At 40.0% G+C, this 20,245-nt stretch carries 26 protein-coding genes; 12 read left to right on the top strand and 14 right to left on the bottom strand.

Annotation, left to right across the window (positions count from 1 at the left end):
- Entirely contained in the window at window positions 1-1,095 is a 1,095-nt protein-coding gene (gene gpr, locus B9Y67_RS19020; protein WP_085508925.1) for a GPR endopeptidase, read from the bottom strand.
- A 161-nt stretch (window positions 1,096-1,256) separates the two neighbouring features.
- On the opposite strand from gpr, the gene rpsT reads away from it, so the two are divergent.
- Window positions 1,257-1,517 carry a 30S ribosomal protein S20 gene (rpsT, locus tag B9Y67_RS19025; protein WP_062446858.1) on the top strand — a complete coding sequence of 87 codons (261 nt, stop codon included), beginning with the start codon at window positions 1,257-1,259 and terminating at the stop codon, window positions 1,515-1,517.
- Window positions 1,518-1,674: 157 nt separating this feature from the next.
- Here the strand turns inward: rpsT and holA are convergent, their stop codons facing one another.
- Window positions 1,675-2,721 carry a DNA polymerase III subunit delta gene (gene holA, locus B9Y67_RS19030; RefSeq protein ID WP_085508926.1) on the bottom strand — a complete coding sequence of 349 codons (1,047 nt, stop codon included), beginning with the start codon at window positions 2,719-2,721 and terminating at the stop codon, window positions 1,675-1,677.
- A gap of 357 nt (window positions 2,722-3,078) precedes the next feature.
- Here holA and B9Y67_RS19035 point away from each other — a divergent pair, with 357 nt between their 5' ends.
- The gene (locus tag B9Y67_RS19035) at window positions 3,079-3,213 is read left to right on the top strand and encodes a YqzM family protein (RefSeq protein ID WP_082412088.1); all 135 of its coding nucleotides are present in this window, start codon (window positions 3,079-3,081) and stop codon (window positions 3,211-3,213) included.
- Window positions 3,214-3,267: 54 nt separating this feature from the next.
- Here B9Y67_RS19035 and B9Y67_RS19040 read toward each other — a convergent pair whose 3' ends face one another.
- From B9Y67_RS19040 to B9Y67_RS19050, 3 genes are all read right to left on the bottom strand, one after another.
- The gene (locus B9Y67_RS19040) at window positions 3,268-5,451 is read right to left on the bottom strand and encodes a DNA internalization-related competence protein ComEC/Rec2 (RefSeq protein ID WP_176224054.1); all 2,184 of its coding nucleotides are present in this window, start codon (window positions 5,449-5,451) and stop codon (window positions 3,268-3,270) included.
- 95 nt (window positions 5,452-5,546) lie between these two features.
- A complete protein-coding gene (locus B9Y67_RS19045; protein WP_062446866.1) occupies window positions 5,547-6,014 on the bottom strand; it encodes a ComE operon protein 2 in 468 nt (155 codons plus the stop codon).
- A 130-nt stretch (window positions 6,015-6,144) separates the two neighbouring features.
- Complete coding sequence (locus B9Y67_RS19050; protein ID WP_254901844.1) at window positions 6,145-6,762, bottom strand: ComEA family DNA-binding protein; 618 nt, start codon at window positions 6,760-6,762, stop codon at window positions 6,145-6,147.
- Window positions 6,763-6,799: 37 nt separating this feature from the next.
- Between B9Y67_RS19050 and comER the strand changes: the two genes are divergently transcribed.
- Window positions 6,800-7,612 (top strand): late competence protein ComER, encoded by an 813-nt coding sequence (gene comER / locus B9Y67_RS19055; RefSeq protein ID WP_085508929.1) that lies wholly within the window; start codon window positions 6,800-6,802, stop codon window positions 7,610-7,612.
- A gap of 152 nt (window positions 7,613-7,764) precedes the next feature.
- Here comER and B9Y67_RS19060 read toward each other — a convergent pair whose 3' ends face one another.
- Genes B9Y67_RS19060 through B9Y67_RS19095 form a run of 8 tightly spaced genes read right to left on the bottom strand, consistent with a single transcriptional unit; the run spans window position 7,765 to window position 12,783 of the window.
- Window positions 7,765-8,508 (bottom strand): class I SAM-dependent DNA methyltransferase, encoded by a 744-nt coding sequence (locus B9Y67_RS19060; protein ID WP_254901845.1) that lies wholly within the window; start codon window positions 8,506-8,508, stop codon window positions 7,765-7,767.
- The gene (gene rsfS / locus B9Y67_RS19065; protein WP_085508931.1) at window positions 8,501-8,848 is read right to left on the bottom strand and encodes a ribosome silencing factor; all 348 of its coding nucleotides are present in this window, start codon (window positions 8,846-8,848) and stop codon (window positions 8,501-8,503) included. Before rsfS ends, B9Y67_RS19060 begins: the two co-directional genes overlap by 8 nt.
- 16 nt (window positions 8,849-8,864) lie before the next feature.
- Window positions 8,865-9,443 (bottom strand): bis(5'-nucleosyl)-tetraphosphatase (symmetrical) YqeK, encoded by a 579-nt coding sequence (gene yqeK / locus B9Y67_RS19070; RefSeq protein ID WP_085508932.1) that lies wholly within the window; start codon window positions 9,441-9,443, stop codon window positions 8,865-8,867.
- A complete protein-coding gene (locus B9Y67_RS19075; protein WP_085508933.1) occupies window positions 9,433-9,999 on the bottom strand; it encodes a nicotinate-nucleotide adenylyltransferase in 567 nt (188 codons plus the stop codon). Before B9Y67_RS19075 ends, yqeK begins: the two co-directional genes overlap by 11 nt.
- Before the next feature lie 15 nt (window positions 10,000-10,014).
- A complete protein-coding gene (gene yhbY, locus B9Y67_RS19080; RefSeq protein WP_085508934.1) occupies window positions 10,015-10,305 on the bottom strand; it encodes a ribosome assembly RNA-binding protein YhbY in 291 nt (96 codons plus the stop codon).
- 3 nt (window positions 10,306-10,308) lie between these two features.
- Complete coding sequence (gene aroE, locus B9Y67_RS19085; protein WP_085508935.1) at window positions 10,309-11,142, bottom strand: shikimate dehydrogenase; 834 nt, start codon at window positions 11,140-11,142, stop codon at window positions 10,309-10,311.
- A 17-nt stretch (window positions 11,143-11,159) separates the two neighbouring features.
- Window positions 11,160-12,260, bottom strand: coding sequence for a ribosome biogenesis GTPase YqeH (yqeH, locus tag B9Y67_RS19090; RefSeq protein WP_085509246.1), 1,101 nt, complete (start codon window positions 12,258-12,260; stop codon window positions 11,160-11,162).
- 7 nt (window positions 12,261-12,267) lie between these two features.
- Window positions 12,268-12,783 carry a YqeG family HAD IIIA-type phosphatase gene (locus tag B9Y67_RS19095; protein ID WP_085508936.1) on the bottom strand — a complete coding sequence of 172 codons (516 nt, stop codon included), beginning with the start codon at window positions 12,781-12,783 and terminating at the stop codon, window positions 12,268-12,270.
- A 350-nt stretch (window positions 12,784-13,133) separates the two neighbouring features.
- Between B9Y67_RS19095 and B9Y67_RS19100 the strand changes: the two genes are divergently transcribed.
- The 9 genes from B9Y67_RS19100 to B9Y67_RS20820 all read left to right on the top strand — a co-directional run bounded on the left by B9Y67_RS19100 (window position 13,134) and on the right by B9Y67_RS20820 (window position 19,880).
- Window positions 13,134-13,274 (top strand): sporulation histidine kinase inhibitor Sda, encoded by a 141-nt coding sequence (locus tag B9Y67_RS19100; RefSeq protein ID WP_085508937.1) that lies wholly within the window; start codon window positions 13,134-13,136, stop codon window positions 13,272-13,274.
- 231 nt (window positions 13,275-13,505) lie between these two features.
- The gene (locus tag B9Y67_RS19105) at window positions 13,506-15,842 is read left to right on the top strand and encodes a Na+/H+ antiporter subunit A (RefSeq protein WP_085508938.1); all 2,337 of its coding nucleotides are present in this window, start codon (window positions 13,506-13,508) and stop codon (window positions 15,840-15,842) included.
- Entirely contained in the window at window positions 15,842-16,180 is a 339-nt protein-coding gene (locus B9Y67_RS19110; protein WP_085508939.1) for a Na(+)/H(+) antiporter subunit C, read from the top strand. The genes B9Y67_RS19105 and B9Y67_RS19110 overlap by 1 nt, the downstream gene beginning before the upstream one ends.
- Window positions 16,173-17,654, top strand: coding sequence for a Na+/H+ antiporter subunit D (locus tag B9Y67_RS19115; RefSeq protein WP_085508940.1), 1,482 nt, complete (start codon window positions 16,173-16,175; stop codon window positions 17,652-17,654). The genes B9Y67_RS19110 and B9Y67_RS19115 overlap by 8 nt, the downstream gene beginning before the upstream one ends.
- Window positions 17,655-17,659: 5 nt before the next feature.
- Complete coding sequence (locus B9Y67_RS19120; RefSeq protein WP_085508941.1) at window positions 17,660-18,136, top strand: Na+/H+ antiporter subunit E; 477 nt, start codon at window positions 17,660-17,662, stop codon at window positions 18,134-18,136.
- A complete protein-coding gene (locus B9Y67_RS19125; RefSeq protein ID WP_085509247.1) occupies window positions 18,136-18,447 on the top strand; it encodes a Na(+)/H(+) antiporter subunit F1 in 312 nt (103 codons plus the stop codon). Before B9Y67_RS19120 ends, B9Y67_RS19125 begins: the two co-directional genes overlap by 1 nt.
- Entirely contained in the window at window positions 18,443-18,808 is a 366-nt protein-coding gene (gene mnhG, locus B9Y67_RS19130) for a monovalent cation/H(+) antiporter subunit G (RefSeq protein ID WP_254901869.1), read from the top strand. The genes B9Y67_RS19125 and mnhG overlap by 5 nt, the downstream gene beginning before the upstream one ends.
- A gap of 147 nt (window positions 18,809-18,955) precedes the next feature.
- Entirely contained in the window at window positions 18,956-19,687 is a 732-nt protein-coding gene (gene sigK, locus B9Y67_RS19135) for an RNA polymerase sporulation sigma factor SigK (RefSeq protein WP_062446902.1), read from the top strand.
- A 49-nt stretch (window positions 19,688-19,736) separates the two neighbouring features.
- Window positions 19,737-19,880 (top strand): hypothetical protein, encoded by a 144-nt coding sequence (locus B9Y67_RS20820; RefSeq protein WP_176224055.1) that lies wholly within the window; start codon window positions 19,737-19,739, stop codon window positions 19,878-19,880.
- Window positions 19,881-19,999: 119 nt separating this feature from the next.
- Here B9Y67_RS20820 and B9Y67_RS19140 read toward each other — a convergent pair whose 3' ends face one another.
- A complete protein-coding gene (locus B9Y67_RS19140) occupies window positions 20,000-20,221 on the bottom strand; it encodes a YrhC family protein (RefSeq protein WP_139823856.1) in 222 nt (73 codons plus the stop codon).
- Window positions 20,222-20,245: the final 24 nt, after the last annotated feature.

Below are 20,245 nucleotides of genomic sequence, written 5' to 3' on the forward strand. Positions count from 1 at the left end.
TTATCGAGTGAACGATTGAGATTCATCTCCTTTAATTCTTTCATGCAACGCTGCATTAATTCCAGCTGCTATCACATGAGCCATATCTTCCATAAATTCATCCACTTCTTTTGGTGTGACCATGAGGTTATGGCCAATTGGTGACAAGACCTCTTCTATCAATTGCCTTTTTTCATGAGTTTCCAGACCGCCAACCATTCCAAGGATTGCTTGTCGTTGCTCTAAATCAGGCAAATCTTCCTCTCGCAGTGTTTTATCTCCAAATGTCATCCGAGCGGGAGTGAGAGATTTAGATGGGTCATCTTTCTCACGCCATTCCCTGCCCATATGCTTTAACAGATAATCAATGGTGTCATTTGTAATCGTAACAGCATCTACGACGGTGGGAACCCCTACTGCTATCACCGGGATGTTCAGCGTCGATTTACTCAGCTCTTTTCTTTTGTTCCCTACACCGGAGCCTGGATGTATGCCTGTATCTGATAATTGGATGGTAGCATTAATACGATCAATCGACCTTGATGCCAGTGCATCAATAGCAATAACAAAGTCTGGTTTTGTCTTTTCCAGTACCCCCAGGATAATGTCGCTTGTTTCTACGCCGGTTACCCCCATTACCCCAGGAGTGATAGCTGATACTGGACGGTAGCCTTCAGCCACCGTTTCCGGATGCAGCTTAAATAGATGTGTTGTTACCATCACCTTTTCCATAGCCATTGGCCCGAGAGCATCTGGAGTTACATTATGATTTCCCAGCCCGACCACCATACATGTTTGTCCCTCTTTAATATCATTTAAACGGAACAATTCACCAAGCTGCTCGGCAAGGACAACCGCTAGACGTTTTTGCATATCAGTATCTTGATTTCTTATCGCTTTGGACTCGAGCGTAATATAATTGCCTGCTTTTTTTCCCAGACGATCTTCAGCAGCTTCATCAATGGTGACATATGTAACCTTGATGTCATCAACGGTTTTTTCTTCTACTTCTACCCCTTGTGGAGATTGGTTCTTTTGGTCTTCCTCGACATACATATCTCTGGCTTCAATGGCCAGGTCTGTACGAACGTTGTATTGCCTGTTTTCAGCACTCATTCTCACGCCTCCTTTTTGTAACTAGCTTGAGGCAGGGAGAAGATTTTTATACGTTTTCTTTCATGGCTTAGATAAACCTATTGAAAACTAGAGGTGGCTTTGGTAAAATGACTCTTGTTCGATATGAATGAGACTGATGTTTTTACCTGGGAGGTGAAATCATGCCAAATATTAAATCCGCAGTGAAACGTGTTCGTACAACTGACGACCGCCGCGTGCAAAACCTTGTTTATAAAGGTGATATGCGTACAGCTGTCAAGCGTGTGGAAAAGTTAGTAGCAAACAATGACGCAGAAGGTGCTAAGAGCGCTTTACAAACTGCAGCGAAAAAAATTGATAAAGCCGTTCAAAAAGGTATCGTCCACCAAAATAACGGCAACCGTCAAAAATCTCGCCTTGCTAAAAAAGTAAACAGCCTATAAGGCCTGCTTTTTTTATGACCAACAAGCGACTCTTGCCAGGGTCGTTTTTCATTTGCAATGAATTCCAACATAAAAAAGCTCCATGCCAGCGAACCCAGTTCGTCGCATGGAGCTTTTTTATAATGTCTAAAGTAATAAGCAGGTAAAAGACCAGCTTTCATCCTGTTTGACTATCCAATCGTTTAATGTGAACCAATTGGTACAATAGTAATTCAAAAGCAAGACTCTTTTCTACTTTCCCTTGTTTTATGTTCTGGTCCGTTTCTGTCAATTTATCCATGATTTGTTCTAATTCGTGGAAAGTGAAATGCTGTTCTCTTTTCACGGCCATTTTAATTACATAAGGATGTGCTTTTATGTATTGCTTCATTTGATTCTGTGCATACCCTTTTTGCTTAAGTATTTTTGCTTGCAAGATAATTCGAAATTGTGAGGCCAGTAAAGCCGTTAAGGCAATAGGATCTTCATTCATCCTTGTTAAATCTTTATAAATGTGAATAGCTTTAGAAAGATTGCGTTCCATCACTGCATCAACAAGTTTAAGACCTGAAGCCTCAGCGCTATGAGATAAAAGCGATTCAGCCATTTCCCTTGTTATAGTGGCTCCTTCTCCAGCATTCAGTGCTAACTTTTCCATCTCACTTCGAAGTACCATAAGATTCGTTCCAACCTCTTGAATAATTAGTTCATGCAAGTCAGTCGGGACTTGGATGTTTAGCTCACCGGCAATAGAAGTTATCCATTCTTCCAGGTTCCACTCTTTGACAGGCATACAAGGCACTGTCTCCCCTTGTTTTTTAAATAACTTGAATATTTTTTTCCGTTCATCTATTTTTTCATATGGGGCTGTGATTACCAGTATGGAATAATCAGCCGGATTGGTGAGATAAGACTGTAAAGCTTCTACATCATGTTCAAAAGGAAGCTTATCAGGTTTAGCTTTCATGAAAACAGGATTGTCGGCGATGATAATTTTCCGTTCACCAAAAAACGGATATGTCTCTGCATCCGTAACAACATCTTCGATTGGGGTCTCCTCTAAATCATAATAAGAGACATTGACTTCCTGATCTTCACCAGATAAGGCATATTTCAATATTTTTTGTTTAATATCCTGAATCAGGTAGGATTCCGTTCCATATAATAAATATACGGAAGAAAATTGTTTTTTGTTTATTTTTTTCATTACTTGCATATAGTCCATACTTACACCCCAGTTAATACATGATAAAGTAACAGGCACCTCGTCCATTTCCTATCCACAAAAAGGAACTCAATGTTCTTATTTTATGCTGGTTAGGAAGCCTTGTCAAAAATGTTTGGGAACGAGGTGCCTGAGGTATCTATATGAACGCCGCCCGTTCCAGCCCCGGGTGAAAGATCGGGCGACGATATTGTCCTTTGGTTTTAGATTGACCAAAAGGACGTAAAGTATAGATGACAACTCTTGCTAACCAAGGTAATCAAAAAAACGGATAGTTTTTTTGATATAATTAATGAAGAATCTGGATTTTTAATCAAGTATCGCTTATACTAAAACACAGGTATAGGAGGGGTAAAAGTGAACGAATTCAAAAAAGATATTCAATCAAAAAATAATGATGTCGTCGATTCCGGGCTAGGGTTCATTTTCTCGTTCTTGTTCTTCTTCATTATATTCTTTACCGGTGTCGTCGTGAATGTAATCGGATCGTAAATTCCATTACTACCAAAGGCTGCTAATATGCAGCCTTTTTTATGCTTTATATTTTTATTGGTCTTCATTAAAGATATAAAAATTCCCTTTTGATTCCTCAAATACGAATTGTACTGCTCCATGTATATCTGTCCTTAATGTGGTCAATCCTAATGTCTCCATTCTTTCCAATACTTCTTCATGAGGATGCCCATATCGATTGTTTCTGCCTGCTGATATCAGTACTACCTTTCCTTTCAAGGTAACAAGGAAGGACTCCGAACTAGACGTTTTACTACCGTGATGGGAAGCCTTTAGGACATCAGCCCTTAAATCCGGAAAAACCTTCATTAAATCCCCTTCCACTTTGTCAGATATATCTCCTGCAAACAACCAATCCCACCCTCCAAATGTTGTAAAAAGTACCAACGAATTATCATTCGCATCGTTATAATTTCCTCCAGGGTTCAATACTTTAAAGACCTGCCCACTTAAGGAAATAACCTCGTTTCTTTTCAGACGTATGACCGGAATATTGTGCTCCAATACTTGTTTTTGCATGGCGTCTGGAAACTGAAAATAAGGACTGACTAAAAGTTTATCTATTTGGAGGTCATCGAATAAAAACGGAATACTTCCGATATGATCCGAATCTTCATGGCTTAAAAACACTGCATCCACTTTGCTGATCCCTTTTGAGTGGAGGAAAGGGATTATTATATTGTCAGCTATTCTTTCCTGATTTGCCGAAAAGTGAGAAGTGCCTGCTGCGTCAATGATGAAAACACCTTTACGGTAAGGAAGCTCTATGACAAAACTATCCCCTTGCCCAACATCCAGCATACTCACGGTCCCTTCTTTACTCATATAGGGCTTTATCGAAAAAAACACCAATACAAACACAGCCACGACAGCTGATAAGAAGGCTCTTCTCCTGTTTCCCACTTGCAGACTCGCTAACATCAGGACAAGGAAAATATAGTACACCAGACTGTATAAAGGAGTGATTCTTCCTGCAATCCACGGGTAATATAAATGAGAGTCCATATAGCGAAGCCCTTCCAGTGAGAAATGATGTAAATATAGGAAAGGCTCCGAAATACTGACAGCAACAGCCGGTAAAAAGATGGTAAGGATGCTCAAAAACAGCATCATCGGAATAACAATAATAGTAAAATAAGGGACATATATCAGGTTGGCAAATACGGACAAAGGATTAAACTGAAAAAAATGAACGAGTTGAATAGGGAGAAGTATCAATTGACTTAATAAGCTTATTTGCATTAATAACACCAAGTTGGAAGATGTGCTTTTAAACCACTTAAGTGAAAATAACAATGAAAAGGTGACTAAAAAGGAAAATTGAAAGCCTAGCTGGTGTAAGTAAGAGGGGTTTATAAGAAGAAAGCATAATAGTAGAATGCTGAGAATGTCCGTAACAGTAACCTTGGCTGAAAATTTTATCACAAGCATTCCAAGCATTGCCATAGCAACAGCCCTCAGTACAGAAGGCGCACCACCAGCAAAAAAAGCATAGAGAGGAAGTAAAGTGAAAAGCAGCCAGTAACTTTTTTCTGTAGTAATAATTCCAGACCGTGTTAATACATAAAGAATGAAGCCGATGATCAGACCGACATGAAGTCCTGAAATTGCCAGTAGATGAGAAAGATTCCACCTTTGAAATAGTTGAATAGTTGTTTTCTCAAGATCACTTGTCTCCCCAAATATCAAAGCCTTCAACCAGGGAGATATCTCCGGAGAAAGCTTGGTTTCATACTGACTCAGCAGCTTATACCGCTGCGCATCCAAAAGTGCAACCCATGAGTGCCCTATACAATCTATTTCAGTTTTATCCGTAATAATTATTTGTGAAATAATTCCTTGCTGGAGTAAATAAGTACGGTAATCAAATTCTCCAGGATTGGTAGCGGCGGGCGGAAAAGAGGTTGGGGCATTTATTTGGCAGACTGCTCCATATTTCCAGTTTTCTGCGAAGGAAGGAGGCGTGGAAGAAGAATTATGTTCTTTAAAAGCAGTTAGTAATATTTTTTGGCTGGTGTCTTGTAATTTCATGATAACTTCAATTTTATTGTCTGTCACTTTGGGTGTGCTGACTAATTTTCCATGAAGAGTGGTATCAGCTATTGCAGGGGAATTTGTATAATCAGTTGAGGTAAATAAGCCTCCGGTTACAAATGCTGCAACCATAAGGACGATTAGCCGCTTACTTGGAAAAATATAAAACAGCCACCCTAACAAAAGGACCAAATAGATGATAGAAGTGTCTCTCTGATGAGAAAAAGTCAGTCCTCCCAGCAGAAAGGCACCTGCAAAAAGGTGCCAATACCCCCGCATTATACTTCTTTTTTATCCGCCAACGGATCAAGCGGCCACTCTTTCAGTTCTACTTTCTCTGTTCTTACACCCGCGTCCTGGAACAACTCGATTGCATAAGGGTGGTTTCTATAATCAGCATGGTAATATACTGCTTTAATACCAGCCTGGATAATCGCTTTACAACAATGAAGGCAAGGAAAATGGGTGACGTATATTTCAGCACCTTCTGTAGCGACCCCAAATTTGGCACACTGCAATAAAGCGTTCATTTCAGCGTGTATGGTACGAACACAATGGCCGTCTATAACATAGCATCCTTCATCGACACAATGTACCCCACCCGATACGCTGCCATTATAACCACCGGCTATCATTCGTTTGTCTCTGACAATTGTTGCGCCTACCGCTAAACGCTCACACGTGCTTCTCATTTTCAACAAGTGACTTTGAGCCATGAAATATTGATCCCAGGAAATACGTTCCATTATGTAAAGGTCCCCTTTTATTGTTATTATGCGCTGCTAAGTGAGCTCTTGATATCGTGTTCCATTACTTTCACCTACAGAGCAATGGTTTAAAATAATTTTACATTTCTGTGTTTTCTCCGTCAATGTACTACGGAATTTGTATAGAGTCTTTAATATTATCTAATGTCTTTTCACCTATCCCACTCACTTCCAATAGATCCTCCACTGTCTGAAATAGACCATTATCCTCTCTATGCTGGACGATTGCCTTCGCTTTCGATTCACCTATCCCGTCTAAAGTTTGAATTTCTGTGATATCTGCATAATTAATTCGAATTTTACTATTTTCAGCACCCTGCGCTCCTTCGGAAACATCACTTACCATGCCATTGACGATAATCATCATTTCGTCACTCACGCGCTGGGCCAAGTTAACAGAAGCAGGGTCAGCTTCTGGTGTCATCCCTCCCGCCGCCGTTACTGCATCATGTACACGACTGCCTTCTTCCAATTCATATATACCTGGTTTTGCAACTTCTCCTTTGATATCCACCATGAGTTTCCCTTCAATTCCAGTCTTCTCAACTGTCATAGTTGCTTTAGTCTCATCAATGTCTATGAAGCCTTCTGTTTTATTTTCATTTCCTTGACTGTTTCCAAGCATAAACCATAAAACAATTCCTGCGATTAAGACGACCCAGGCATATTTCTTAATCCAATACATATAATCAAACACATCCTTTCCTATAATCCGGGCAAAGTTCATATAGATAAAACATAAGCTAACTCAAAGGAGGTATTCCATGATTTGGGGAGTGATAGGGACTGGAAATATGGGAAGTATTGTTATCGAATCCCTTATTGAAAGCGGCTCGATAGATGCAGAGGAAATGATAGTAACGAACCGCACATTGACCAAAGCTTATGAACTTAAACAAAGGCATCCCGATCTGGTCATAAAAAAAGAGTTGGCAGAATTAATCGACCAGGCAGATATTATCCTGCTTTGTGTTAAGCCACATGACATGAAAGCACTATTTAAGGATATAAAGGGCTACGTCAGGAAAGAGCAATGCGTTGTCTCCATAACGAGTCCGGTCGGAATCGAAGAGTTAGAAAAAGCGCTGCCATGCCAGGTAGCAAGAATTGTACCTTCTATTACCAATCGTGCTTTTTCAGGGGCAACTTTGTTCAGTTTCAGTGAGTCTGTGAGACCAGAATTTAAAGCGCTATTGAAGCAAACGTTTAAATTCATATCCAGACCTATAGAAATCGAGGAAGACTATATCCGAGTCTGTTCGGATATAGTTTCGTGCGGTCCTGCTTTTATAAGTTTTCTAATGGAACGATGGATCAAAGCAGCGGAAGAAGTAGCGGATCTTCCAGAAGAAACGGCAACGGAACTTACTACAGAGATGTTAATTGGATACGGGAAGTTACTGGAAGAAAATCACTATACGTTGAATACTTTGAGAGAAAAAGTAAGTGTAAAAGGCGGGGTCACAGGAGAAGGATTAATCATGCTGGAGCAGCATATTGGAGAGTTATTTGAGAAGATGTTTCAAGCCACGCAAAAAAAGCATAAAGAAGATAAAAAAAGATTAAGGGAGCCATGATTCTTTCTATATTTTACATGAACTTTAATAAAAAGAATACAATTAAATCAGAAAAACTTGGCTTGTCGCCCAATACTTATGGTGAAAGCCTTAGTTTTAAAACTTTTCCAAGTAATCAAAAATCACAGGAGACATGTATATGCTCCTGTGATTTATTTTCGTGTGCAAATAAAAAATATACGATCGCCATCAGTATCATGAAGTACTGGATTCCGTTCCAAATCAGCAGCTATATCTTTAATTTCAAACCCTGCACGATGCAGTTCTTCTTTTAACACATCTATCGTGTAACCACGCTGCGTATGGTATTCATCGAAGCGGGAGTAATCTCCACGAGAATTTTGCACGAAAAATGTCAGGTCATGAATAAATGTATCTGGAATTTCCCCAGGTTCACAAAACCATATATAGGTGATGTCCTCATACACTTCAGAAAATGTCTGGCCTGACATATGTTCTTTTAGATGATTAAGGGAGTGTACATCAAAAAGAAAAGTGCCACCAGGCTTAAGTACAGAATGAGTTTGCTGAAAAACTGCTCGCAGCTCTTCCAGAGAGGTTATATAATTAAGGACGTCAAAAAAACTGACCACCGTATCAAAGTTTTCTAACCCCTCTAACTGACGTATATCCTGTTTCAGCCATTGAATATCGGCTGAGGTCCGTGCTTTGTCATGAGCTATTGCCAACATATCCTCTGAAAAGTCTACACCAGTAATTTGATATCCTTTTTCAGCAAGCCGAATGGCAATCTCTCCTGTACCGCAGCCCATATCCAATATCTTGTGTCCAGAGGAGTAATTTAAAGTAAATGACACCCAATCCTCATAGGGAACATCTTTCATCAGCACGTCGTACACCGCTGCCATTTCCCCATAAGTCATACGATCAGACACTTTCGATCGCAACGGTAGGAGCATCTCCCCATAGCCGCTCTAAATTATAATAGTTCCGCTCATCTTTATGAAAGATATGACAAATCACTCCATTTAAGTCAACAAGAATCCAGCGGGCTTGTTCAAAACCTTCCATACGCGTCACAGACAAGCCGCTTTCTTCAGCCTTCTCCTTTACTTCCCTGGCGATTGCCTGTACTTGGCGTTCATTGGAACCTTCACAAATCAAGAAATAATCGGCAATTAACGATACTTCGGACATATCCAAAACTACGATATCCTCGGCTCTTTTATCATCGCAAGCCGTGGCAGCAAGTTTCATCATTTCTTTACTATCCATATCCAAGCCTCCATTTTTATTTTTGTTTAATTAATTGTAATAAATCATTGTAGTTATGCAGGGTATCCGGGTAAACCTTTTGCCCTTTGGACATTAAGAAAAAGATCGTATTTTGTGCGGCCTGCAGGCAAGCTTTATCCAGATCTTCTTTCGCTGTCTTCCTTACCTCTTCCACACCAGGAAACTTACGGCCTGGCTCGATGTAATCTGCTAAGAAAACCACTTTCTCCAGCGTGTTCATGTTCGCTTTACCAGTGGTATGGCATGCAATTGCAGAAGCAACCTCTCCATCTTCAAGCCCAGCTTCCTTATTAAGCAGCACTGCCCCAACAGGACCATGCCATAACTCATGGTGATAGTCCAGGAGGTCCTTAGGTAGTCTTGATTCTGTATTAATCCATCGCCGCAATTCGTCCTTGTCTCTATATTTTGCGTAGTCATGCAAAATAGCGGCAAGTTCGGTTTTCTTTTGGTCTGCCCCATAAGAAGCAGCAAGCTCCAATGCTGTATCGGTTACGCGCAAGGTATGTTCATAGCGCTCTTGTTTTAAGCTTGCTCTGACAAGTTCGATTGCCCTATCACGGTCAAGCTTCATATAGTTGATGCTCCTTTATATAATCGATTACGCCATCCGCGGTTAAATACCGGATTTCCCGTCCCTGATTCAAACGCTTTCTGAGCATCGTGGATGATACTTCTATTATTGGCATCTCAACTTCTTCTACAGGGTAAGGACTGTTCAATTGATAACCGCTTCGTTTTACTCCAACGAAATGCGTCATTTTCATCAGTTTTTTGATTTCATACCATTTAGGCAGATACTCAACCATATCTCCTCCGATGATAAAGTAAAATTCAATATCGGGATTCAGCTTCTTCAATTGTTTAATCGTATCGTAGGTATAGGATTTACCATCTCTCTGCAATTCTATATCACTCACGGAAAAATGGGGGTTATCAGCTATTGCAGCCTTTACCATTTCCAAGCGGTTTTGATTATCTGCCGTAGCACCTGACTTATGTGGTGGATGATTGGAAGGCAAAAACCACACTTCATCTAAATCAAGCTGGTAATATACTTCTTCCGCTATGATAAGGTGACCGATATGCGGTGGATCAAAGGTACCACCAAGGATTCCAACACGTTTCATAACCATCTCCCCTTATCAAGGAAGAACAATTTCTTTGTTTTCCTCTGATTCTTTATACAATACGATGGTATTACCGATTATTTGGACTAATTCAGCTCCGGTTCCTTCCACAAGCTCTTCTGCCACTACATTCTTATCCTCCATGCAATTTTGGAGAACACTTACTTTTATCAATTCTCTCTTTTCAAGAGCATCATCGATTTGAGCAATCATGTTTTCATTTACTCCGGTTTTCCCTACTTGAAAAATAGGATTCAGATGATGTGCCTGTGAGCGTAAATATCGTTTTTGTTTACCTGTAAGCATTGGTTATGCTCCTTTCAATTGTTCTTCCAGCTCCTCGAGAAGCCGGCTTTCTTCCACTGAGATTCCTGTCCAGATTTCAAAAGCATATACCGCTTGATATAAAAGCATTTCATGGCCTTGATGTATCCTAGCACCTTTAGCTTGTGCTTCTTTTAAAAATGAAGTCATAAGAGGCTGGTATACGATATCACTGACTATTGTATCTTCACTTAAATTTCTCAAAGAAATAATCTGCTGATCTACATTTGGTTTCATACCAACCGTAGTAGTCTGGATGATTAAATCATAGTCAGCGATTCTACTTTCCGCTTCCTGGAGTGTAAGGATATCCACGTTCCCACTCTCAGCTCCAGCCTCCATCATCTCTTTAGCACGTTCGGAGGTGCGGTTTGCTATATCAATATGTCCAGTTGTCTCATTCTTAAGCGTATGATAAATTCCCTTGGCAGCCCCGCCTGCACCAATGATCAGCGCTTTGATATTCTTATCAAAAAGCTCAGGGTATTTGGCTCGTAAAGAATGAAGAAAACCTTTTCCATCGGTATTATAACCTATCCATTTACTATCGAGGTTTTTAACTGTATTTACTGCTCCGAGCAATTTTGCTTGTTCGTCAATGTCATCTAATTCTGTCATAATTTTTTGTTTAAAAGGCACGGTGACATTGAAGCCATCCAGTGCTTCTTTTCTTAAAAAGCTTACCTGCTCTTTAAAACTTCCCGGTTCCATTTCATACAATTCATATGACCCGGCTATGTTTGCCTGGTTCAGCAAACGAGTATGGATCCATGGTGATAAGGAATGCTTGATCGGATTCCCTATTAAACCTAACTTCATCCTCTCACGCCCCCTGACTATATTAATGATTCTCTCAACGAAACTTTTACTCCTTCTGGAGCATGGACGGTTACCGAAACTGGTCCTTCTGGAACAGTTACCCAACCAAGTCCAGAAACGACGATGTCTGTTTTATTTTCGCTAATACGAAAAGATGTCGGCTTCATTTCTGGTAATTGCTTCATAGTAATCTTATCTGGAGGAGATAACAACTCTCCTAAATGATTTTTATACAATTCATCCGCTTTTTCTAATTTGGTCCGGTGAATCGGCAAGTCATTAGAGACATAACATATGAACGAGCTTCTATCTCCTTCTTCAAAATCAAGCCGGACTAATCCACCGAGAAATAGGGTCTGCTTTGCATTAAGCTGGAAAACCATCGGCTTTATCTCTTTTTTTGGCGTGATTAACTTCAAATCCCTGTCTGAGACATAATGTGCAATCTGGTGCCTGTGAATCACACCAGGTGTATCAAATAGGGAAGAATTTTCATCCAAAGGAATATCGATAAACCCAAGGGTTGTGCCAGGGAAGTAAGAAGTGGTAATTGCATCTTTCACCCCGCTGGTACGATTGATCAGCCGATTGATAAAGGTAGATTTACCAACATTAGTCGTACCAACAATATAGACATCTCTGTCCTTCCTCATTTCCTCGATAGCTGCCGATAATTCTTCTATTCCTTGACCTTTGGCAGCAGAGATCAAAAATACATCTTCCACTTTCATCCCCAAGTCCTTAGCAGACTTTCGCAGCCAATCTTTTACTTTATTGGGATTTACTGACTTAGGAAGAACATCCATTTTATTTCCAGCCAATATAATAGGATTATTTCCGGTCAATCGCGCAAGACCAGGAATAAAGCTTCCATTAAAATCGAAGATATCAATTAAATTAACGATCAGGCTGTTTGTCTCAGAAATCTGATGCAGCATTTCAAGAAAATCATCATCCTGATAGGGTACATCCTGTACTTCATTATAATTTTTCAGCCTGAAACACCGTTTACAAATGATATCTTCACGTTCTAATGCCGAACTGGGAGCAAAACCAGGTTCATCAGGATTTTCTGTTTGAATTGTTACGCCACACCCCTGGCAAACTATTGATGTCATCACTTTTTTATTCCTCCCATTTAATTTTGCCTTTTCTTCTCATCCACTTCAGGATTCTGCGTTCAATTTTTCGATTGAAACGTGTAAAAAAACCGTCTGTTTCTACGATTGGAACTACTAATATGGTATGGAAACCTGCAAAATTACCCCCAAGTACATCTGTAAGCAGCTGGTCTCCCACGACCACTATTTCATCTTTCTTCAATTCCATTTGCTTTTGGGCCTTTTTAAAAGCATAGGATAAAGGCTTTCTTGCACTATAAATGAAACTTGTATCCAGTGGTTGAGAAAATACTCGCACGCGTTCCTGCTTATTATTAGAAGTTATCGTAACCTTGATTCCATGTTCATTCATTACCTTGAACCACTGGACTATTTCCGGTGTAGCTTCTTTGACGTCCCAAGCCACCAGTGTATTATCCAGGTCCGTAATGATCCCTTTTATACCTTTAGCTTTCAGTTCTTCCGGTCTGATATCGAATACATTGTCAACATGTTCGTTTGGTAAAAATTTATTGAGCAATCCTTGTCACCTCATTCACTATTTACCCGTGCCTCTTTACTCCTTAACCATCATATACAAATTCAACGCATGTTTCAAAGTAAATCGTATTATCACAAAAATCGTTCGACAAATTACGCTATATTTTTACTTGTGGATAAGTTTGTGCACATTTTCCACATAACTTTGACAACATATCCAACAAAAAATACTGATTTATGCACAAGTTATCTACACCAGCATGTAGATAACTGCTCTGTTGTATGGGGGTAATTTTCATGGTAAAGTTGGGATACACAATTGATAAATGAACGGTTTGGAGAAAGAAAACACCTGATTGGAGGTGAACGTCACAGCTTCTGTGGCGGTTTATGGAACATTTAACAGACAAATTGTTAATCGAATCCTATCAAAAAGCCTTGGAATTAAATTTAAGCGAAGAATTCATTCAACTGATTGAAGAAGAATTACATAAAAGATCCATACAACCTTCCATAAAAAAAACAAGTTAATACAGTTAACGCCTAACGCACTTTTCCATGTAAAGTGCGTTTTTTATTTTTTACATATATACCGCGTTTCTTCTTATTTAATAACATTTTAGGACACACTAACAAAAGAATAAGAATTAGTTACATTTAGTTGAATAATCGAGTATTTTTTGATTACAATTGAGTGACTATGTTTGTTATGAGCAGTCTGCAGGAGACTTTCTTTATATTATTCAGAGGAGGAACAGCTTGATGTTGTTTGCAGTATTACTACCATTTCTAGCATCCATCTTCATCCCATTCTTAGCTAAATGGAAAGATAGGATACATACAGGGATTTTTGTTACGCTAGTCCCTCTAGTTATATTCATCTACTTCATACAATTCCTTGGTACAGGGTTCCAGCCGGAAGCAAGAAGTTATTCCTGGATTCCGTCCTTGGATATGAATATGAATTTCTATTTGGATGGCTTAAGTTTATTATTCGTCTTATTGATCAGCGGAATAGGTACCCTGGTCGCTTTTTATTCCATTTATTACTTGCATAAGTCCGAACAGCTGGGCAATTTTTATGTATATTTCCTTATTTTTATGGGTTCTATGCTTGGCGTGGTGCTTTCTGACAACGTATTTGTTTTATACAGCTTCTGGGAATTCACTTCCCTTTCTTCTTTCTTGTTGATTGGTTATTGGAATCACCGGAGAGGATCACGATATGGAGCATTAAAGTCTATGCTTATCACCGTCTTTGGCGGTTTAAGTATGTTAGGTGCTCTTGTTTTCATGTCTGTCATTACTAATACCACAAGCATCCAGCAAATGATTACAGAAAAGAGCATCATTTTAAACCATGAATTCTTTCCTCTTATCATGGGGTTATTATTGTTAGGGGCATTTACTAAGTCTGCCCAATTCCCTTTCCATATCTGGCTGCCAGACGCGATGGAAGCACCGACACCTGTCAGTGCCTACCTCCATTCTGCTACCATGGTTAAAGCAGGTATCTATTTGGTTGCTCGTAATATTCCGATTTTTGCTGAGTCCGAATGGTTCTTCGTCATTGTAAGCGGGTTTGGAATCATCACATTAATGTGGGCTTCCTACATGGCAGTCCGCCAGACAGACCTCAAAGGGATTCTTGCTTTCTCAACAATCAGTCAGTTGGGTATGATTATGGCGATGCTGGGATTTGGCACGAAGGTCGCTATTTTCGCAGCAGTATTTCATATTTTGAATCATGCAACATTTAAAGGAAGCTTGTTTATGGTCGCAGGGATTGTCGATCATGAGACAGGGTCCCGGGACATTCGAAAGCTTGGCGGATTAATGACGTTCATGCCTATAACCGCGACGCTTGCACTAATAGCCACGTTTTCCATGGCTGGATTCCCGCTTCCATTCTTAAATGGGTTTTATAGTAAAGAGATGTTTTTCGATGCTACATTGGATTTAGAATCTACTAGCAATGCCGTGGCAGGCTTCATGCAACAAGCATTGCCTTATCTTGCAGTTTTTGGAAGCATCTTTACATTTGTCTATTCGATGTACTTTTTCTTCGGTACATTCCGAGGTAAAGCCCAAATTTCTGAATTACCGAAAAAGCCACATGAAGCACCTATCGGTATGCTTATATCCCCTGCCGTATTAGTAGCCGGGGTGATCATTATTGGTCTTTTCCCTGAACTAATTAATAAGCCGTTTATCAGTCATGCTGCCGCTTCAATTTATGGAGGAGAAATTGATAAACACATCTATTTCTGGCATGGAATCAATCTGCCATTGATTATGTCGATTGCAGTCCTGGCTTTTGGAACTATTCTAGTGCTGACTCGTACGAAGTGGGAAGCTGTTTACCGGTTTATCCCTGGTCCTTTAAGTATGAATAAAGTATATGATGGTTCTGTTAAACGGGCGGAAACATACTCCGCACGTATAACTAAAACATATATGAATGGTTCGCTAGGACGTTATTTCCGCCTCATATTGGGAGCAATATTAATTATTACCTTTGGTTTTATGGCCGCTACTGCCGGATTCGAATTCAACATGGCTGATAGTGCCGAGATTACAGTTGCTGAAATACTCGTTGCCATTATGATGGCTGTTGCAGCAGTAGGTACCATTTTAGCTAATAACCGAGTGGCAGCGATTATCATTTTAGGGGTCGTTGGATATGGTCTTGCCATCCTGTTCGTCATCTATCGCGCGCCGGATTTGGCATTAACCCAGCTGATTGTAGAAACAGTCACTGTCGCCTTATTCCTGATGGTTTTCAACCATCTCCCTCAACTGAAAATGAGAAAACAGGGTTGGAGTACAAAGGCATTGAATCTCACTATTTCTATCGGATTCGGTGCATTAATGACCCTTGTAGCTATTTCCGCCCATAGCAGTAATTGGTTTGATTCTATTTCCAGTTACTTTGTAGAAAATTCCTACAAACTGGGCGGCGGTGATAATATCGTCAATGTCATCCTTGTCGATATGCGTGGCCTCGATACTTTATTCGAAATAGCTGTTCTTGGTATTGCGGCACTCGGCATCTATGGCATGGTTAAATTACGAAGCAATAAGGAGGAGGATGCATAATGGAAATCATCATGTCCATATTGGCAGGTCTACTATTTGCCACAGGTGTATATAACCTCCTTCAAAAACAATTATTGCGAATTGCAATCGGGACAGCGCTAATATCTCATGGCGCTCACTTGTTCATTTTGACAATGGGAGGATTAAAAGGAGGCGCTCCTCCAATTCTCGTGGAAGGGATCGAACAATATACTGATCCATTGCCACAGGCTTTAATCCTGACCTCCATCGTGATCAGCTTCGGGGTAACCAGCTTTCTTGTGGTTTTAGCCTATCGGGCCTCTGAAGTGAATGGAACGGATAATATTGAAGAATTAAGGGGCAACGATTATGAGTAACTTAGCGATACTACCAATCCTCATACCTTTATTAGCTGGAATATGGTTAGCATTCATAGCAAAAAAACTACCCTTAGCCAGAGGATCAGCAAAATTCCTTAGCATTCTCAACCTGGCTATTGTCATCTACATCTTTTTCCATGTGCAGCAAAATGGCACCCTTATCTTAGAAATGGGTGACTGGAAAGCGCCATTTGGAATTATAATTGTGGGCGACCTGTTGGCTGTAACATTAGTATTAACTACCAACCTTGTTGCAGTCGCTGCTGCATTTTTCGCACCAAAATCATTATCCGACAAGCAAGAAGGCTTCTATTTCTATGCTTTCTTCTTTTGGCTGATTTCCGGGGTCAGTGGTGCTTTTCTTACCGGAGATCTATTCAACCTCTTCGTATTTTTTGAAGTATTATTGATGGCGTCTTATGCATTAATTGTGTTGGGAGGAGGCAAGGCCCAGCTTAGAGAGTCCATCAAATACCTTTTATTGAATTTATTTTCTTCCATGCTGTTTGTAACAGCAATTGCCTTTATTTATGCGGTAGTAGGAACAGTTAACATGGCTCAAATTGCTGAACGAGTACAAGAAGTTGAGCAGCAGGGAATCCTGACAACTATTGCTATTCTGTTGTTCTTTGTATTCGCAACAAAAGCAGCCGTCTTTCCACTGTATTACTGGCTGCCTAACTCCTACTCTGTCCCGAACCCAGTAGTCTCCGCTTTGTTTGGAGCGTTACTGACTAAAGTAGGGATCTACTCTATCTTGAGAGTATTTACATTGATTTTCACCCACGAGCCAGGTTTGACTCATAACTTGTTCCTTTGGCTTGCAGGTTTGACCATGATTTTTGGAGTAATCGGCGCTTTATCTACCCATAATGTGAAGCTGATTGTAGCTTATAATATCATCCCTGCCGTTGGATTTATGTTGATGGGGATTGGTATTTTCACAGAAACAGCAATAAGCGGCACAGTTTATTATCTGGTCCATGATATGATTATCAAAGGAGCACTCTTCCTCTTAGTAGGAGCACTTGCTCATTTGGCCGGTACCTCAGATTTGAGAAAAATGGGTGGGATGATTCATCATTACCCATTTCTTGGCTGGATGTTTTTCTTAGCTTCCCTCGTACTGGCCGGTATCCCTCCGTTCAGCGGTTTTATTGGGAAGTTATTACTACTTCAAGGTGGCCTTGCTGAAGAAGAGGTCATCATAGTTATTGTCACCTTAGTGACCAGCCTGCTCATTCTCTTTTCCATGATCCGTATCTTCATTGGAGCCTTCTGGGGAGAGAAAAACGAAGATATTACAGTTAACAAACGTGCGGCTGATGGGTATGTATGGCCGATTGCCGGATTACTGGCATTGTCCGTTACACTTGGTGTAGGAGCAGAATGGTTCTACCCTGCAATTCAATCTATAGCTGAGTACCTGATGGCGCCAGAACTCTATATTGATTCTGTGCTGAAGGAGTAGTGATCATGAACTTTCAAATTGTCATTAACATTGTCATAGCGTTAATGTGGATGTTCTTAAGCGAAAGCTATACATTCACCACTTTTCTTGTAGGGTATATAATTGGGATAATTCTGCTCTACGTCTTACGACGGTTTATACCTGATGCATTTTATTTAAACCGTGTCTTAAAAGTAATCAAGCTGCTGCTGCTATTTATGAAGGAGCTTATCCTTTCTAACATTGATATTGTAAAACTGGTTTATAAGCCTAAACTGGATGTGCAGCCTGGTATTTTTGCATTGCCTACTGAATTAAAAAGCAATTGGGAAATTACCATGTTAGCGAACTTGATTTCTCTGACTCCTGGAACACTCTCCATCGCAGTTAGTGAAGACTATTCTAAAATCTACATTCACGCGATGGATATCCCGGATGTAGTTGAATCAATTAATGATATTAAAGAAACGTTCGAAAAAGCAATCATGGAGGTGACCAGATGATGGAGCAGATATATAACGTCACCCAATCGTTGATTCCTGCAGTTGCAATCCTGTGCATCATCATCATTTCCATTTCTGTTATTATGTTGATGTATCGTGCTATCGTAGGGCCAACCAATCCCGACCGGGCAGTTGCGCTCGACAGCATCGGAATTAACTTGATGGCTTTAGCAGGTCTTATGGCTATACTGCTGGTAACTACTCAATTGAATGACGTTGTACTATTGATCGGTATTTTGTTGTTCATCGGGACCATAGCTATCGCCAAATTCTTAGAAAAGGGTGTTATCATTGAGCGGGACATTGATTAGTATAATAATCGATATATTCATCATCCTATCCCTATTGATCGGCACCTTCTTCATTTTCTCAAGCTCGGTAGGTATCTTAAGGTTTCCAGATGTCTATACCCGGCTTCATGCCGTCACAAAGGGAGCTACCCTCGGCGTTGCCGGTATCATGATTGGTGCTTTTCTATTTTTATTCATCGAACATGGGATTATCAGCGGAAAATTGATATTAGGCACTATTTTTGTCTTTATGACCGCACCTGTCTCCGGGCATATGATTTCCAGAGCGGGTTACCATAACGGTGTTAAACTTTGGGACAAAAGTGTTAGAGATGATTATGCTGATGTTGTAAAAGAAAAACGTAAATCAATAGACAACTGATTGGAAAGAAGCCCTGTCATACGAGGTATGGCAGGGCTTTTATTTATTTTCATTGTTATATCTTTATCTGGACAGACACAATTCCTCCATTTGTTACATAAGGTAACTTATAGGTTAAAAGCCCAATACTGGAGGAGGTCTGTTAGCATGTCCAGCATCCTGGGGTCCCTTATCTATTTGTTCAAGGAAACTTTCCTATTCGTTTCCTATGTTAAAAACCAGGCATTTCCCAATCCACTTTCTCCAGAAGAAGAAGCCAAACAACTAAAACGATTACAAGAAGGCGACCCAGCAGCGAGAGATTTATTGATCGAGCATAATTTAAGGCTTGTGGCCCATATTGTAAAGAAGTTTGAGAATACCAAGGAAGATACGGAGGACTTGATTTCCATTGGTACCATCGGTCTAATCAAAGGAATCGAGAGTTATTCTCCCAATAAAGGAACCAAATTAGCTACTTATGCTGCTCGTTGTATAGAAAATGAGATACTCATGCATTTAAGAGCTTTGAAAAAGACAAAGAAAGACGTGTCCCTCCATGATCCAATCGGGCAGGATAAAGAAGGAAATGAAATTAGCCTCATTGATATTCTTAAAGCAGAACATGTGGATGTTGTAGAGCAAATTCAATTAGGAATGGAATTAGAAAAGATAAAAGACTTTATCACTGTACTGGATGAACGGGAGAAGGAAGTACTGATCGCACGTTATGGTTTAAATGCTGAAGAAGAAAAAACCCAGCGGGAAATCGCTAAAGAATTAGGCATTTCCAGAAGTTATGTTTCTCGTATCGAAAAAAGAGCGTTAATGAAAATTTTTCATGAATTTTATAAACATGAGCGATCAAAAATGGGTACATCCACTATAACGAATGATTGAAAACAGGCATATGATAGGGTAAGAACCTAATTCAGGAGGCGATTGGCCTATGTATGCTTATGGTCCTTACCCGCCTTATCCGTACGGGGCTTATAATCCTGGTGGGCAATGGTATGCAGTTGTAATCGTACTCTTACTATTACTCTTGATCATTGGCGGCGGTTATTGGTTCTACTTTCACCATTATAGATAACAGGCATTAGAAAAGACTAAGTCTTTCGCCAGGTGCTTATAGCGAAAGACTTAGTCTTTTCTTGTAAATTTTATAAAATACAAAAAAGCAGGTGAGCGATCCATATCGTTCACCTGCTTTTATTCTTCCTCCGATATTCGCTTTTGGAAATCGGATAGTTTAAGTGTAAAGTAAAAGGCAGCCGTGAGACCTATTAGTGTCAGGGTCATCATCATCTCTTCTAATTGATTCTGGTAAACATGCATACTGATGATGGTCCCAACGAAAAAATAGCTGCTTAGTATAATCAACGTTATGACAAATCGTTTATAATCTTCTATTTTACTTTCTAATTGTTTCATAGTTTTCACCGATGACCACCTCCG

Origin of the sequence: Thalassobacillus devorans (genome assembly GCF_900176565.1) — a bacterium.
GTDB lineage: Bacteria > Bacillota > Bacilli > Bacillales > Halobacillaceae > Thalassobacillus > Thalassobacillus devorans_A.